This window comes from Psychroflexus sp. ALD_RP9 (assembly GCF_017311165.1).
Lineage (GTDB): Bacteria > Bacteroidota > Bacteroidia > Flavobacteriales > Flavobacteriaceae > Psychroflexus.
In genome coordinates this window covers 108,535-124,190 of record NZ_CP062973.1, presented here as the reverse complement: position 1 = coordinate 124,190, position 15,656 = coordinate 108,535, and the positions used below count along the sequence as shown (strand labels likewise).

Below are 15,656 nucleotides of genomic sequence, written 5' to 3'. Positions count from 1 at the left end.
TTACTTTCGTTTAACCAATTCTAGTTGATCTATAGAAACACTTGTGGTAAATGCACCATAATTTACTACCGCTTTGTTTTTTTCAATTTTATCAATAGTACCAACAGCTCTGCCATCTTCCATTCTTACGCTATCTCCAAGGTGCAATTTAGGTTTAGGTTTTGGTTTATTTTCAGCTTTAGACTCAGCTTTTTTAAGTTGTTTCTTTTTATCGCGAATTTTGTTAATTTTCTTCTCGACTTCAGTTTTAACTTGCTTCTCTTTTTGTTGTTTTCTTTTTTCTTCTTTTTTTGACTGTTTAATTCTCTTGGCATTTTCTTTTTCTACAATGCTCAAGATTCCAGAATACAATTGGCGTTTATTTTTGTTATTGAAATATTTTAAACCTAAGGTATTTAATTTTTCTCCTAATCGAATCATATGCTGATTACTATCATACAGTTCTTGATAGCTTTCTAGTTTCTGCTGAATTTTAGTGTTTATTTCATCAAGACGTTTTTGTTCTTCATCGGCTTTTGAAGCTTTAGTCTCTAATTTAGATGTGGTTTTTGCTAATTTAGAGCGTTCTTGTTGAAGTTTAGCAATACTTTTATCGAACCTTATTTTGCCACGCTCTACCTTCTTTTTGGAGCGATTAATTAAACTATATGGAATGCCGTTTTTCTGAGCAACTTCAAAGGTAAATGAGCTTCCAGCTTCACCTAATTTCAGCTTAAAAATTGGCTCTAAGCTTTTGCTATCAAACATCATATTAGCATTAACGATAGCATTTTCTTCATTAGCCATCATTTTTAAATTGGCGTAATGTGTTGTTATAATACCGTAAGCGCCTTTTTCGTAGAATACTTCTAAAAATGTTTCAGCAAGTGCACCGCCTAATTCAGGATCAGTTCCAGTACCAAATTCATCGATTAGGAATAAGGTTTTTGCATTGCAAGTTTTTAGAAATTTACGCATGTTTTTAAGTCTGTAACTGTAAGTACTTAAATGGTTTTCTATGCTTTGGTTATCACCAATATCGGTTAAAATCTTGTCAAAAATACTGATGCGTGAATATTCGTGCACAGGTAACATCATGGCGCTTTGAAGCATTAATTGTAATAAACCAACCGTTTTTAATGTTATACTTTTACCACCAGCGTTTGGACCTGAAATAACAATAATTTGCATTTTATTGTTTAAACTGATGTCTTGCGGGTAGGTTTTTTTATTAATTTTATTGTGGTTGATCAATAATAATGGATGATATGCTTCTTTTAAGTAGATTTCTTTTTCAGTTGAAATCTTAGGCATAACTCCATTGTATAATTCAGCATACTTAATTTTTGCAGAAATAACATCGATATCACTTAAATAAGATTGATAACTTAAAAACAAATCTGCAAATGGTCTAATGAATTCGGTAAGTTCTCGTAAAATCTTATTGACTTCTTCCTTTTCTTCATATAGCAAATTACTAAGTTCTTGCTCAGCTTCATGGGTTTCTTCGGGCTGTATGTAAATAAGACTACCAGACTTAGAGCTACCTAACATACTACCTTTAACTTTGCGTTTATGCATTGCTGGCACTGCTAAAACACGAACATTATCTACAATAGACTCTTTTATATCGCTTAAGTAACCATAACTACTATATTTTGACAAGGCTTTACTGAAACTCGAGTTGACCTTACCTTTTAAAATATTAATACCACGTCTTATCGATGCTAATTCGTTAGAAGCGGTGTCTTTTATTTCGCCAAATCGATTTACAACTTTTTCAATGGCCAAAATTGCATCTTCAGTGTAGGTAACTTGCTGTGTTTTAGAATATAATTTGGGATATATAGGTTGATATTTTCGGAAGAATTTAAGATGAATATTTGTAGTTACCGAAATTGAATGTAAACGCCTAAAACCTAATAACTCTAATTTTGAACCTTCAATTTTTAGAAGTTTTACATCTTCTGAAATGGCATCAAAGCCATGATTTGGTATTGTGTGATCTTCAAGCTCTGATGATTTGTACTCTTTTGTAAGATCTATTTGATACAAGATTTGTTGTTGTTTAGAATAGGGTTTAAGTTTCAAGGCTTTCTCTTTTCCTATATCTGTAACACAAAACTCTGAAAGCTGCTGTGTTACCGTGTTAAATTCTAAATCTTGTAAGGCTTTTTCTTCAATATTTGTCATAAGTTTGTCCAAATCAACTTTTACAAAATTACTTAAAACATGGATGTTGCTATTAATTCAAATTGGAAATCTTTCTTAAAAGATGAGTTTGAAAAGCCTTATTTTAAAAGTTTAGCAAAATTTGTTAAAAGTGAATATAAAAATCATACTTGTTTTCCTAAAGGGCGAGATATTTTTAATGCATTTGAATGGTGTGATTTAGAAGATACAAAAGTTGTTATTTTGGGTCAAGATCCATACCATGGCAAAAATCAAGCACACGGCTTAGCATTTTCGGTTCCGGAAGGCATCAAGATTCCGCCTTCTTTGCAAAATATTTTTCGTGAATTAAAAACAGACTTAAGCGATTATGAAGTTCCTAATCACGGCAATCTCAATCATTGGGCAAGACAAGGTGTTTTACTTTTAAATGCAACACTAACTGTGCGTGAAAATGAAGCAAGAAGCCATCAAAACAAAGGTTGGGAAGTTTTTACAGATGCTATTATTAAAAAATTGTCTAATGAAAAAGAACAGCTTGTTTTTTTACTTTGGGGTGGTTTTGCTAAAAGAAAATCTAAACTAATAAATGCAGATCAACATTTGATTTTAACTTGTGGTCATCCATCACCTTTGAGTGCTAATCGTGGTTACTGGTTCGGTAACAGACATTTTTCGACTACAAATACTTATCTAAGGTTACATCAAAAACAACCAATTAAGTGGTAATTACTTGTCTGCGTATAAAACATACTTTGTCTTTTTAGATTTAGACAAAGATTTTGGGCCGTTAAGTTTAATATTATTTTTTGTAGGTTTTTTACGAGCACTGCTTGAACTAAATATTAAAAGCAGTAGATTAAGCAACAGTAATATACCTAAAATTATTAAAACGTTACTCAGCATTAATTGATTGATTTGTATATAAGATGATTTTTTTAAAAAAGGTTGCGTCTAAATTTAACTTAATATAAATTTTTCATAATTTACAATAGAATCAAGTAAGTTGAGTTCTTTAAGTTGTTGTTGAACTTGATTAATCTCAGTTTTTGTTAATTGTTGTTGATCACTCCATTCAGTTATTTTAATCCATTTTTTAACATCACTTATTTTTTGGTTAAACTCTAAAGCAATTTTTTCTGCTAAAAACTTATCATTTCTTAGTGTTTTAATACTTTGGTGAAGTTGATTTTGTAAATGTTTTATTTCTTCTTGGTAGGTTTTATAAATTGATTCACGACAAACAATAACAAAACAAGGCCATGGTGTTGGACAATCATCAAGCCGTCTTAAAATACCTTGATCAACTAGTGGTTTTGTAGTAAAATGTTCCCACATCAAATAATCTGATGTTTTATTTTCAAGACTTGAAACTGCATTATCTAAATTATCGCAAACCTCATAATTAAGCATAGAAATATCCCAATTGTTTTGTTTGGCATTAACAACTGCCATTAAATGTGAGCCAGAACCATACCTGCTGATAGCTATTGTGCTAGATTCTAAATCAGAAATTTGTTTATATGGGGAGTTTGCAGCAACATGAATTCCCCAAAGTAGAGGTGTTTCTACATATTTTTGAAGAATTCTAAAATTGGTTCCTTTATTTATTTTAAAAATAGCACCTTCAGTTAACATAATGGCTAGATCTAGATTTTCTTTCCCTAGCTCTTCAATCATTTCACCTGTACCGCCTTTTTGAAATTGAAATTGTAATTGATAATTGGCGTGATTGAATAAATTATGGTTAATCGCATGAAGCCAAGGATAGTTAAAATGTTCAGGTACGCCACCAATTTTTAATTTTAGCATAAAGGATATTTTTAGCAATTTAATGTGATGCTAATTGATCTAAAGTGAATTTGATTAATTTTTTAACGGCTGCTTTTGGATCCTGGCTAAATTCTCCATTTGCACGATTTGCTATAATGGCGTTTAAGGATAATGCACCATGACCAAGCATTTTTGCTAAGCTATAAATGGCGCTAGTTTCCATTTCTAAATTTGTGATTTTATAATCACCGTGTTTAAAACTTGCAAGTTGATCTATAAAATCAGGATCTTCAAGTTCTAACCTTAATTTACGACCTTGAGGTCCATAAAAACCTAAGTTTGTTCCTGTATAACCACTAATTACTTGCGAGTTATTTTCGAAGATAGAAGCTAGCTCTAAATCGCAATCAACAATATAAGGCGTTGGTTTTTTTAATGATATTTTTAAGTGCTCATTTAGTTTTGCAGTAGCATCTAAATTTATAGCATCATTTTTGTAATAATGTAGTAAGCCGTCAAAACCAACTCCAGCTTTGCCCATAACAAATTTATCTAAGCCAACTTCTGGTTGAATGCCTCCTGATGTTCCAATACGTAAAAAATTAAGTTTGTGATGGTTAGGTTTAATTTCGCGTGTTTCAAGATTGATATTTGCTAAGGCGTCAAGTTCGTTGATAACAATGTCTATATTATCAATTCCAATCCCTGTAGAGATTACGGTTAGTTTTTTGCTTTTATAAAAACCTGTTTGTGTTTTGAATTCTCTTTTTTGTGTTTCAAAAACAACCTCGTCAAAGAAGTCTGTTACTTTTTCAACACGATCTTGGTCGCCAACAGTAATTATTGTATCGGCAATGTTTTCTGGTTTTAAATTAAGATGATATATGCTACCATCAGGATTTAAAATTAATTCTGAATCTTTTATAGCCATGATTTAAGCTTTTTTTACAAATTGGGTTTTGAGGACTAAATTTTTTATTTTTTTATTCCGGCATTCTATTTCAGATGAGTTGTTTGTTAACTGAATATTTTTGAAACTTGTACCCCTTTTTAAAGTTGTCGAAGTTCCCTTTACTTTTAAATCTTTTAACAAAGTTACAGCATCACCTTCTTCTAAGGTGTTACCATTAGCATCTTTTACAGTCATAAGAAAATTTAGATTATCCGCCTACGCGTTTTGTTTTAAAGCCAATTTCATTGAGAACTTGCATAATTTTGTCTCTAAAATCACCTTGAATTATAATCATTTCATTTTTAAAGCTTCCACCAACACCACATTCTTTTTGAAGTAACTTTGTTAAGTTTTTGAAGTCTTTTTTAGCACCGTTATAACCTTCGATAATGGTATTAACTTTACCTTTTCGTTTTTCGAATTTACAATGTAATGGTTTGTCTTGCAGCCATATATCAAGTTCAGTCAATTTGTTTTCATCATTGACTTCATCTTGGTGATTGGGTTCATGGTCAGGGAACAATTCCTTCAACTGGTCTTGTAAATCCATAACCTATTATTTCTCTGGTTTAATCAGTCCAATTTCAACTAAGCGTTGGTGTAAAAATTCGCCAGCTGTAATATCTTCATATTGTTTTGGATTTTCTTCAGAGATACATTCTTCAAGACAATCTAGTTTCATTTCGCTTCTTGGGTGCATAAAAAACGGAATAGAATAGCGTGGCTGATCCCATTGATCTTTAGGTGGGTTGACGACGCGATGAATTGTTGAGCGTAATTTATTGTTGGTATGACGCTCTAACATATCGCCAACATTTATTACAAGTTCATCTTCATTTGGGATAGCATCAATCCATTCACCATCTTTGCGCTGTACTTGCAAGCCACCAGTTGATGCGCCCATTAATAGCGTGATTAAATTAATATCTCCATGAGCACCAGCTCTTACTGCGCCTTGAGGCTCTTCGGTAATTGGTGGATAATGAATTGGTCGAAGAATAGAATTTCCGTTACTTGCCCAATAATCAAAGTAGTTTTCTTTAATGCCGATGTGAAGTGCTAAAGCTCTTAAAACATAAATGCCTGTTTTTTCAAGCATTTTATAAGCTTTCATTCCAACCTCATTGAAGTTGTCTAACTCATCAACTTTAATATTTTTTGGATACTCTTCAGTAAGTTGAGCATCTTCATCAGGTTCTTGGCCAAAATGCCAAAACTCTTTTAAATCTCCTTTCTTTTGGCCTTTAGCGTGTTCTTTCCCAAATGAAACATAACCACGCTGACCGCCAATGTCTTCACGTTCATATTTTTTCTTTGTATCTTCTGGTAAGTCAAAAAAAGCTTTGACTTCGCTATATAAACTGCTGACTAATTTCTCGTCTAAGAAATGGTTTTTAAGTGCTACAAAACCGATCTCTTCGTAAGCAGTTCCAATTTCATTCACAAATTTTTGCTTGCGTTTTGGATCATCAGATAAAAAATCTGCTAAATCAACGCTTGGTATGTTAGTCATTGACATAAAGTAAAATTTAAAGAATACAAATTTAATGAAATATTATAAAGTAAGCCGATTTAAAACATGAAGTTATTAATTCTACAATATGTTGAATGTTTCTTTAAAAAACTTATAATTTCATTTACTTTTGAAATTACAAATTAAAATATATGAATTTTCAACTTGATTTATTGTCGCCAGAAAAAGCGATAGAGTTATATAAAGCAATGCTTAAGCCACGTTTAATCGAAACAAAAATGCTCACGCTTTTGCGTCAAGGCAAAATTTCAAAATGGTTTAGTGGTATTGGTCAAGAAGCTATTGCTGTTGGTGTAACACAGGTTTTAAACCAAGACGAATATATACTACCAATGCACCGAAATTTAGGCGTTTTTACCGAACGTAAAATACCGCTTTATCGCTTATTTGAACAATGGCAAGGTAAGGCAAACGGTTTTACTAAAGGTAGAGATCGCAGTTTTCATTTTGGAACACAAGAGTTTAAAATAATTGGCATGATTTCGCATTTAGGTCCACAATTAGGTGTTGCAGATGGTATCGCTTTAGCTCATAAATTACGCGAAGAAAACAAAATTACAGCTGTATTTACTGGTGAAGGTGGCACAAGCGAAGGCGATTTTCACGAAGCTCTAAATGTAGCTTCAGTATGGTCGTTGCCTGTTTTGTTTTGTGTTGAGAATAATGGTTATGGCTTATCAACACCTACTGAAGAGCAGTTTAAATGCGAACATATTGCCGACAGAGGTCAAGCTTATGGCATGGAGGCTTATATTATTGATGGCAATAATATTGTTGAAGTTTACACTAAGCTTAATGAAATTGCAACTTCAATGCGCGAAAATCAGCGTCCGGTTTTAATCGAATTTAAAACTTTTAGACGTCGTGGTCATGAAGAAGCAAGTGGAACTAAATATGTTCCAGACGATTTAATGGCTTATTGGAAATCTAAAGATCCGATAGATAATTACGAAAAAGCTTTAGTCAATGCGAATTTGTTAACGCCAAAGCAAAAGCAAGAATTTGCGACTGAAATTATTAAAGAAATTACAGAACACTTAGATATCGCTTTTAAGGCACCGGCCATTAGTTCTTCTGTTAAAAACGAATTAGCTGATGTTTATAAATCTTTTACGTTAGAGCCTACAGCTAAATCTGAAGCCACCACGCATATTAGATTTGTAGATGCAATTAGAAACTCACTTCAGCAAAGCATGCAAAAATATGACAATCTAGTAATTATGGGGCAAGACGTCGCTGAGTATGGTGGCGTTTTTAAAATTACCGAGGGCTTTGTAGAACAATTTGGCAAAGAACGTGTTAGAAATACACCTATTTGCGAATCTGCTATCGTTTCAGCAGCAATGGGATTGTCAATTAACGGTATGAAAGCTGTTGTTGAAATGCAGTTTGCTGATTTTGTTAGCTCTGGTTTTAATCCGATTGTAAATTATCTAGCAAAAGTGCATTATCGATGGAATCAACATGCCGATGTTGTTGTAAGAATGCCATGCGGAGCTGGTGTCGGCGCGGGACCATTTCACAGTCAAACCAATGAAGCATGGTTTACTAAAACACCAGGATTAAAAGTTGTTTATCCAGCTTTTCCTGAAGATGCTAAAGCTTTATTAGCAGCTTCGATAGAAGACCCAAATCCTGTTTTGTTTTTTGAACATAAAGCCTTGTATAGAAGCGTGAGAGGTGATGTTTCTGAAAATTATACGACTTTACCATTAGGCAAGGCTAATTGCTTAAAAGAAGGCCATCAACTTAGTATTATTACATTTGGAGCTGCCGTGCATTGGGTTTTAGAAAGTCTTGAAGAACTTGACCACATTGAAGCTGATGTGATTGATTTAAGGGCTTTAGCACCACTTGACGAAGAAGCTATTATTAATTCTGTTAAAAAAACAGGAAAATTACTAATTGTGCAAGAAGACACAAGTTTTGGTGGTGTTGCTTCAGATATTTCTGCATTAATTGCAGACCAATGTTTTGAATATCTTGACGGGCCAATAAAAATTGTATCAAGTTTACCAACACCAGTACCTTTTGCACAGGCTCTAGAAACTCAATTTCTAGGAAAGTCAAGGCTTAACAATAGTATAGAAGACTTAGTAAATTATTAAAAACTAAGACTTTTTAACATTGATATATGTATATTTGGTCATAAATTGAAATTAATGAAATTTACAACATTATTTATATGTATTGTAAGCATGAGTTTAATATCATGTAGCACAACTAAACCATCAGTAGGAAAACCGAAAACTGTTATTAATGAAGAAAAAGCTATCGAAAAGCCAGAAGTAAAAACTGAAGTGATTACAGTGATTGACTTTATTTCTAAGCAGTCTATCGGTGGAGTTTCAGGAGCCTTTGTTGGGAATCAAATGGATGTTTTTGCTAAAAAACTTCAACAAGATTTTCCAAATGCTTCAATTAATCGTGTTGCTGAAGGTATTGAGTTTATAACTTCAACTCAAAACAAAACTGAAGTATTAAAGAAGATGTTAGGTTTAGCTTCAAATTATGATTTCAACTTAGTATTAGATGAAAACAATTTATCAACCCAACAGCTTAATCAAATAAGGTCAGAGGCTGAAGTCAAAAAAATATCAATTATTGTTTTAAATTCAGACCAAAATAAAGACAAAACATTTTTAGAAATAGGTTTTATTGCTAACGATGTTTTAATTTCAAAGGCTATAGAGCAAACTAAAGATTAATGACTTCAATAAATTGTAAAGGTGAATTAATTGATTTATCAAAACCTAAGGTTATGGGTATATTGAATTTAACGCCAGATTCATTTTATGATGGTGGTAAATTCAAAAACGAAATTCAAGTTATTAAGCAAGTAAAAAAAATGCTAATTGAAGGCGCTACTTTTGTAGATTTAGGCGCTTACAGTTCAAAACCTGGTGCTGTTGATATTTCAGTAGAAGAGGAGTTAAACCGACTTATTCCTGTTTTAAAACTTCTTAGAAAAGAATTTCCTGAAGTAATATTTTCTATTGATACGTTTCGATCTCAAGTGGCAGATGCTGCTTTAAATGAAGGCGCCGCTATAATTAATGATATCTCAGGAGGAAATCTCGACTTGAAAATGTATGAAGTTGTGGCTAAATATCAAGTACCATACGTGATGATGCATATGAAGGGAACACCACAAAACATGAAATCTTTAGCAACTTATGATGATTTACTGATTGAAATGCGTCATTATTTCTCTGCTAATGTAGCTAAAGCTCAAAACGCTGGTATTCATGATATTATATTAGATCCAGGTTTTGGATTTGCTAAAGACATTGATCAGAACTTTGAGTTGTTAAGCAAACTTGAATTATTACAAATACAAGGTTTACCTCTGTTGGTAGGATTGTCTCGCAAATCAATGATTTATAAAGTGTTAAATATTTCTGCAAAAGAAGCTTTAAACGGGACAACAGCTCTTAATATGATTGCTTTACAAAAAGGAGCAAAAATTTTAAGAGTTCACGATGTTAAAGAAGCTAAAGAAACCATAGATTTATACAATAGATTAACGTCACTGGATGAAGTTTGATTTTTTAGAAATAGGGATTTTAGACATTCTAGATATCGTTCTAGTCGCGATCATGCTATATTACTTGTATAAATTGGTACGTGGTTCGGCGGCTATAAATATTTTTATTGGTATTGTTATTATTTACCTTTTGGGTAAATTAACAGCATTGCTCAACATGGAAATGTTAAGCAGTGTTTTGGGAGAGTTTATCGGTGTTGGAATGATTGCCTTAGTGGTTGTTTTTCAACAAGAAATTCGTAAATTTTTACTAATGCTAGGATCAACAAATTTAACTAGTAAAAATATTTTTCTTAAATCATTTAATTTAAATGATACAGAAAATGACTCTAAATATCTTTCTGAAATTATAAAAGCAGTTAAAGACTTATCGAAGAAAAGAACTGGTGCTTTAATGGTTTTTCAAAGGAACACACAACTTGATTTTGTAAAAGACTCAGGTGATGAGATGGATATTTTAATCAATAAACCGATACTACAATCAATCTTTTTTAAAAATTCTACATTGCATGATGGAGCAATTATAATTGAAGGTAACAAAATAACAGCTACAAGAGTTATTTTACCTGTCTCAAATAGTCGTGAAATTCCTTTAAGGTTTGGTCTTCGTCATCGTGCTGCCGTTGGAATTACTGAAAAAACCGACGCCCTAGCTATTGTGGTTAGTGAAGAAAATGGTCAAGTTTCTTATCTTAAAAATGGCGAATTTGCCATTTATGATAATTATGATGACTTAATGAAAAAACTAAAGGCAGATTTGCAATAATCCTTTAGATTAGCTAACAAAAGAAATAACTTCATTTAATTGTATAAGATAAAATTATACCTTTGAGGTCTAGTAATAAGTTTTAAAAATATGACAATTACGCAACTTCAATATGTATTAGCCGTAGCTGAATACAAAAATTTTACAAAAGCAGCCGAAAAAGTATTTGTTACCCAACCAACTTTAAGCATGCAGGTTCAAAAGCTTGAAGAAGAGTTAGACGTAAAAATTTTTAACCGCTCAAAAAAACCTATTGAACTAACTTCAGTTGGTGTTCAAATCATTAATCAGGCTAAGAATATTGTTAATGAAAGTAATCGAATTACTGATATAGTTGAGCAGCAAAAAGGCTTTATTGGTGGCGAGTTTAAAATTGGTATTATTTCAACAGTAATGCCAACATTGCTTCCTATGTTTTTAAAGAATTTTGTTAACAAGTATCCAAAAGTTCAGCTCAAAATTGAAGAAATGACAACTGATGTCATTATAGATCGTATTAAAGAAGGTCACTTAGATGCAGGGATTGCTGCTTCACCTTTAGATAATGACTCTATTATTGAAAAGCCTTTATATTATGAGCCCTTTGTAGCTTATATTCCACCTAATCATAAGTTTCACCAGCAAGATTATATTAATGTTAATCAATTAGATCCTGAGGAAATTTTGCTCCTAGAAGATGGACATTGTTTTAAGGATAGTATTCTAAATCTATGTAAAAATGTAAGTTATGTTGAAAATACAAAGGCATTTCATCTTGAAAGTGGAAGTTTTGAAACCCTAACAAGACTTTCAGATGAAGGTTTAGGCATGACGCTTTTACCTTATTTACATACAATAGACTTACCAGATAAGCAAAAACAAAACCTTCGCTATTTTGAAAAACCTAACCCAGCTAGAGAAATAAGTATCATTCACCATAAAAATGAGCTGAAAAGTCATTTGATTGATGCTTTAAGGCAAGTCATTTCAGGTGTTGTTAAAGGTGCGATAAAGTTTCAAGACGTTAAAATAATTAGTCCACTCCAAAAATCAAAACGCCATTAATTAAAAAGCTTATAACTTGATTTAAAAAAACTTAAGTCAAGTTTTTATTTGTAGGTTTTTATTATAGTTTTGCAGATTTTTAAAAATTAGGTAATTATACTTTTTTGAATATTATTTCATATCCTTTGTTAATGTACCTAATCTACTAATAACTTTTTAATATCCCTAAAATGAAAAAGGTATTCAATTTGTTTGATTTTAAACAAAAAGTTGATTACAAAATTGAAATAATGTCTGGCTTAACTGTTGCCTTAGCGCTTGTGCCAGAAGCAATTGCTTTTGCTTTATTAGCAGGCTTATCGCCACTAACAGGTCTTTATGCGGCTTTTATTATGGGTTTAGTTACCTCTATTTTAGGAGGAAGACCAGGCATGATTTCAGGAGCTACAGGTGCTGTTGCTGTTGTTTTTTCAGGACTTATTGTAACACTCAAGGCTGCTAACCCTAATATTACAATTGATGAAATTACACAATATGTTTTTGTTACGGTAATTCTGGCAGGTATCATTCAAATAATTGCTGGTGCCTTAAAACTAGGTAAACTCATGCGTTTAGTACCTCATCCTGTTATTTTTGGATTCGTTAATGGATTAGCTATAATCATTTTCATGTCTCAATTACCTCAGTTTACAGTTGATAGTACAATTGATGATGCGCCATGGATGCAAGGCCAACAGCTTTATGTGTTTTTAGGATTGGTAATTTTAACCATTATAATAATCTGGGGACTTCCAAAATTGACCAAAGCATTTCCAGCAGGACTTGCAGCTATTTTGGTAATTTTTGGTATCGTCTATTTTTTTGATATTGATACTTCAACCGTTGGAGATATTGCATCAGTTTCAGGAAGTTTTCCTATACCATCTATACCAACTATTCCGTTTACTTTAGATACGTTTATAACCATCTTACCTTATTCAGCCATTGTTGCTGGTGTAGGACTTATTGAGAGCTTACTTACCCTTAATATTATTGACGAAATCACCGAAACACGCGGCCATGGTAATAAAGAGGCTGTTGCTCAGGGAACAGCTAATGTGTTGTCTGGGTTCTTTTTAGGAATGGGCGGCTGCGCAATGTTAGGCCAAAGCTTGATAAATATTTCTTCCGGATCTAGAGCGAGATTATCTGGAATAGTTGCAGCATTAGCATTATTAGCGTTTGTAATGTTCGGCGCAAGTATAATTGAGCAACTTCCTATGGCTGCACTTACAGGACTTATGATTATGGTAGCGATAGGAACTTTTGAATGGGCAAGCTTAAAGACATTTAAGCGTATGCCTAAATCTGATATCTTGGTTATGGTTCTCGTTACAGGCGTAACAGTAGTTTTACATAATTTAGCCTTAGCTGTACTAGTTGGTGTTATTATAGCAGCTTTAGTTTTTGCTTGGGACAATGCTAAAAGAATTCGTGCTAGAAAGCATATTGATGAAAATGGCGTAAAACATTATGAAATTTACGGACCATTATTTTTTGGTTCAACAACTGTTTTTAACGATAAATTTGATGTTCTTAACGATCCTGATGAAGTTATTATTGACTTCAAAGAAAGTAGAGTAGTAGACATGTCAGCTATTGAAACTTTAAATAAAATCACTGAGCGCTACATGAAAGTTGGTAAAAAAGTCCATTTAAAACACCTTTCACCTGATTGTAGAAATTTATTAAAGAATGCAGAAGAAATCATCGACGTGAATGTTATTGAAGATCCAACTTATAAAGTTGTTTCTGACCAGGTTTAATCTATTTTATTTGAGCTTTTGTGATTTACCAACGCATAATTCTATTTTTATAAGATATTTGTAAAAACTGAATTATGAAATCTATTTTAGTTTTATTAAATTTATTTATAACATCAATTTTAACAGCACAACATCAACCAAATTTAGATGTTAAAAGGATTAAAGCTGAAGTTACCATAAATGATACTTTACGACGTATTTCAGCAGAAGTCTCAATTTATTTTCATATCAAGTCAGCAGTTGACTCAGTGTTTTTTGATGCTCAAAATTTTAAGTCTGTCAATTCAAATCAATTCAAATTCAGCTATAATTCCGAAAAAATAATTTTCTATCACCATTTTAAACCAAATAAAAGTTATAAAATTGATGTAAGTTATCAAGCTAAACCAAAACAAACACTTTATTTTACTGGTAAATTAGGAGATACTGAATTTCCACTTCAAATTTGGACGCAAGGTCAAGGTAAGTACACTTCACATTGGTTGCCAAGTTTAGATGATATGCGTGATAAAATTGAATTTGATTTAACTTACACCTTGCCAAGTCAATATAAATTGGTTTCTAATGGAAATCTAAAACGAAAGTCTAAAAACGTTAATTTAACAACTTGGGAGTTTGATATGCAAAAGCCTATGAGCAGTTATTTGGTTGCTTTTGCAGCTGGAAATTTCGTTGAAGAAACCCAAAACTCAAATAGCGGAATTTCTATATACAATTATTTACCTGCTCAAGATTCACTTGATTTTAAGTCAACATTTATATACACACAGGATATATTTAATTTTTTAGAGCAGAAAATAGGTGTAAGCTATCCTTGGCAAAATTATAAGCAAATTGGTGTTCGTGATTTTTTATATGCAGGTATGGAAAATACAAGCTGTACCATCTTTTCAGATGAATTTATCACTGACTCAATTGCAAAAAATGATTCAGATTTCGTTAATGTAGAAGCACATGAATTAGCGCATCAATGGTTTGGGAATTTAGTAACCGAAACTTCAGCAAAACATCACTGGCTTCATGAGGGATTTGCCACTTACTTTTCGTATTTGGCTCAAGAGCATTTATTTGGTACACCGTATTTTGAGCATCAGTTATTCTCGACTGCAGAAAGTTTAAAACTACGTTCAGACCAAGGAAAAGGTCAGCGTTTGTTTAATCCAAATGCTAATTCGCTTACATTTTATGAAAAAGGTGCATGGGCTCTTCACGCTTTGCGAAATCGAGTAGGAGATAAAGTCTTTTTTGAAGCGATTAGTCAGTATTTAGTTAATAATGCTTACAAGTCTGTCGAAACTGATGATTTCCTAGCTGAAGTTCAATCATTAACTCAAGTAAATTTAGCACAATTTAAACAAGATTGGCTGCTACAAAAGTCCTTTCCAGCTGAAGAAGCCCAACTCATTTTAACCAAATCTTCTTTTATTGAACAATTATTTGAGCTGAAGGCTTTGCGCGGGCTACCGGTTTCTGAAAAACAAAAGCAGTTAAAAGAAGCTTTATTAAGCAAACATATTGATTATTTTGGTCCCGAGGTGGCCTTGCAATTAACTAGCGATAAAAATTTAATTAATAACGAGTTACTTCAACTTGCACTAGAAACTAAACACTTAAAAACAAGACAAGTTCTTATTAAAAATATCAGTAAAATTCCAAGACAACTTCAGTTATCTTTTGAAGAATTACTTAAAGATGAATCTTACATCACGAGAGAGCACGCTTTGTTGAAGTTATGGCTCAATTTTCCTAAAAAAAGAAGCTTTTACCTTAAACAAACTAAAGGTCAAGACGGTAATATTCATTTAAATATGAAGTTATTACATTTAATGCTTTCAGCACTCAACAATCCAGATAATGCATACCAACCAGTCAGAGGTTTAGTAAATTATACGGTACCAGAAATGCCTTATCAAATCAAGCGACAAGCTTTTGTATATCTGTTTCAGCTTAATTATTTTGATGAGGAAAGTTTGGTTAATTTAAGTGAAGATTTAAATCATCCAGTTTGGCGATATAGAACTTTTGTAAAACAGTTATTTTCTGAAATAATAAAAGACAAGACGATCAAAGCTAGTATAAATCAACTCATGAATAATGGGAAGATCAAAAATGTATCGAAGCTCAAAGATTTATTAAAAAAATAG

General features: G+C 32.3%; 14 protein-coding genes. 8 read left to right on the top strand and 6 right to left on the bottom strand.

Features of this window, described 5'->3' with window-relative positions; translation table 11 throughout:
- On the bottom strand, positions 1-2,172 hold the full coding sequence (locus IMZ30_RS00635; protein WP_207038643.1) for an endonuclease MutS2: 2,172 nt from the start codon (positions 2,170-2,172) through the stop codon (positions 1-3).
- A 39-nt stretch (positions 2,173-2,211) separates the two neighbouring features.
- Between IMZ30_RS00635 and ung the strand changes: the two genes are divergently transcribed.
- Positions 2,212-2,880, top strand: coding sequence for a uracil-DNA glycosylase (gene ung, locus IMZ30_RS00630; RefSeq protein ID WP_207038642.1), 669 nt, complete (start codon positions 2,212-2,214; stop codon positions 2,878-2,880).
- A gap of 231 nt (positions 2,881-3,111) precedes the next feature.
- Here the strand turns inward: ung and IMZ30_RS00625 are convergent, their stop codons facing one another.
- The 5 genes from IMZ30_RS00625 to IMZ30_RS00605 are packed head-to-tail and all read right to left on the bottom strand — an operon-like array spanning position 3,112 to position 6,389.
- Positions 3,112-3,963, bottom strand: a complete 852-nt coding sequence (locus tag IMZ30_RS00625; protein ID WP_207038641.1) for an ABC transporter substrate-binding protein — start codon at positions 3,961-3,963, stop codon at positions 3,112-3,114.
- A gap of 19 nt (positions 3,964-3,982) precedes the next feature.
- Positions 3,983-4,855 (bottom strand): nucleoside phosphorylase, encoded by an 873-nt coding sequence (locus tag IMZ30_RS00620; RefSeq protein ID WP_207038640.1) that lies wholly within the window; start codon positions 4,853-4,855, stop codon positions 3,983-3,985.
- Between the two features lie 3 nt (positions 4,856-4,858).
- Positions 4,859-5,071 (bottom strand): alkylphosphonate utilization protein, encoded by a 213-nt coding sequence (locus IMZ30_RS00615; RefSeq protein ID WP_207038639.1) that lies wholly within the window; start codon positions 5,069-5,071, stop codon positions 4,859-4,861.
- Between the two features lie 13 nt (positions 5,072-5,084).
- Complete coding sequence (locus tag IMZ30_RS00610; RefSeq protein WP_207038638.1) at positions 5,085-5,426, bottom strand: translation initiation factor; 342 nt, start codon at positions 5,424-5,426, stop codon at positions 5,085-5,087.
- Between the two features lie 6 nt (positions 5,427-5,432).
- A complete protein-coding gene (locus tag IMZ30_RS00605; RefSeq protein WP_207038637.1) occupies positions 5,433-6,389 on the bottom strand; it encodes an isopenicillin N synthase family dioxygenase in 957 nt (318 codons plus the stop codon).
- A gap of 152 nt (positions 6,390-6,541) precedes the next feature.
- Between IMZ30_RS00605 and IMZ30_RS00600 the strand changes: the two genes are divergently transcribed.
- From IMZ30_RS00600 to IMZ30_RS00570, 7 genes are all read left to right on the top strand, one after another.
- Positions 6,542-8,518, top strand: a complete 1,977-nt coding sequence (locus IMZ30_RS00600) for a thiamine pyrophosphate-dependent enzyme (protein WP_207038636.1) — start codon at positions 6,542-6,544, stop codon at positions 8,516-8,518.
- 54 nt (positions 8,519-8,572) lie between these two features.
- Complete coding sequence (locus IMZ30_RS00595; RefSeq protein ID WP_207038635.1) at positions 8,573-9,118, top strand: hypothetical protein; 546 nt, start codon at positions 8,573-8,575, stop codon at positions 9,116-9,118.
- Positions 9,118-9,957 (top strand): dihydropteroate synthase, encoded by an 840-nt coding sequence (gene folP, locus IMZ30_RS00590; RefSeq protein WP_207038634.1) that lies wholly within the window; start codon positions 9,118-9,120, stop codon positions 9,955-9,957. Before IMZ30_RS00595 ends, folP begins: the two co-directional genes overlap by 1 nt.
- Positions 9,947-10,723 carry a diadenylate cyclase CdaA gene (gene cdaA, locus IMZ30_RS00585; protein ID WP_207038633.1) on the top strand — a complete coding sequence of 259 codons (777 nt, stop codon included), beginning with the start codon at positions 9,947-9,949 and terminating at the stop codon, positions 10,721-10,723. The genes folP and cdaA overlap by 11 nt, the downstream gene beginning before the upstream one ends.
- Positions 10,724-10,813: 90 nt before the next feature.
- Positions 10,814-11,767, top strand: a complete 954-nt coding sequence (locus IMZ30_RS00580) for a LysR substrate-binding domain-containing protein (protein WP_207038632.1) — start codon at positions 10,814-10,816, stop codon at positions 11,765-11,767.
- A 170-nt stretch (positions 11,768-11,937) separates the two neighbouring features.
- Positions 11,938-13,512, top strand: coding sequence for a SulP family inorganic anion transporter (locus IMZ30_RS00575; RefSeq protein ID WP_207038631.1), 1,575 nt, complete (start codon positions 11,938-11,940; stop codon positions 13,510-13,512).
- Between the two features lie 74 nt (positions 13,513-13,586).
- Entirely contained in the window at positions 13,587-15,656 is a 2,070-nt protein-coding gene (locus tag IMZ30_RS00570) for a M1 family metallopeptidase (RefSeq protein WP_207038630.1), read from the top strand.

Coding starts and splice junctions, on each gene's coding strand:
- folP (WP_207038634.1), top strand. CDS start 9,118: ATGACTTCAATAAATTGTAAAGGTGAATTAATTGATTTATCAAAACCT.
- cdaA (WP_207038633.1), top strand. CDS start 9,947: ATGAAGTTTGATTTTTTAGAAATAGGGATTTTAGACATTCTAGATATC.
- IMZ30_RS00620 (WP_207038640.1), bottom strand. CDS start 4,855: ATGGCTATAAAAGATTCAGAATTAATTTTAAATCCTGATGGTAGCATA.
- IMZ30_RS00615 (WP_207038639.1), bottom strand. CDS start 5,071: ATGACTGTAAAAGATGCTAATGGTAACACCTTAGAAGAAGGTGATGCT.
- IMZ30_RS00610 (WP_207038638.1), bottom strand. CDS start 5,426: ATGGATTTACAAGACCAGTTGAAGGAATTGTTCCCTGACCATGAACCC.
- IMZ30_RS00575 (WP_207038631.1), top strand. CDS start 11,938: ATGAAAAAGGTATTCAATTTGTTTGATTTTAAACAAAAAGTTGATTAC.
- IMZ30_RS00635 (WP_207038643.1), bottom strand. CDS start 2,172: ATGACAAATATTGAAGAAAAAGCCTTACAAGATTTAGAATTTAACACG.
- IMZ30_RS00605 (WP_207038637.1), bottom strand. CDS start 6,389: ATGACTAACATACCAAGCGTTGATTTAGCAGATTTTTTATCTGATGAT.
- ung (WP_207038642.1), top strand. CDS start 2,212: ATGGATGTTGCTATTAATTCAAATTGGAAATCTTTCTTAAAAGATGAG.
- IMZ30_RS00580 (WP_207038632.1), top strand. CDS start 10,814: ATGACAATTACGCAACTTCAATATGTATTAGCCGTAGCTGAATACAAA.
- IMZ30_RS00570 (WP_207038630.1), top strand. CDS start 13,587: ATGAAATCTATTTTAGTTTTATTAAATTTATTTATAACATCAATTTTA.
- IMZ30_RS00600 (WP_207038636.1), top strand. CDS start 6,542: ATGAATTTTCAACTTGATTTATTGTCGCCAGAAAAAGCGATAGAGTTA.
- IMZ30_RS00625 (WP_207038641.1), bottom strand. CDS start 3,963: ATGCTAAAATTAAAAATTGGTGGCGTACCTGAACATTTTAACTATCCT.
- IMZ30_RS00595 (WP_207038635.1), top strand. CDS start 8,573: ATGAAATTTACAACATTATTTATATGTATTGTAAGCATGAGTTTAATA.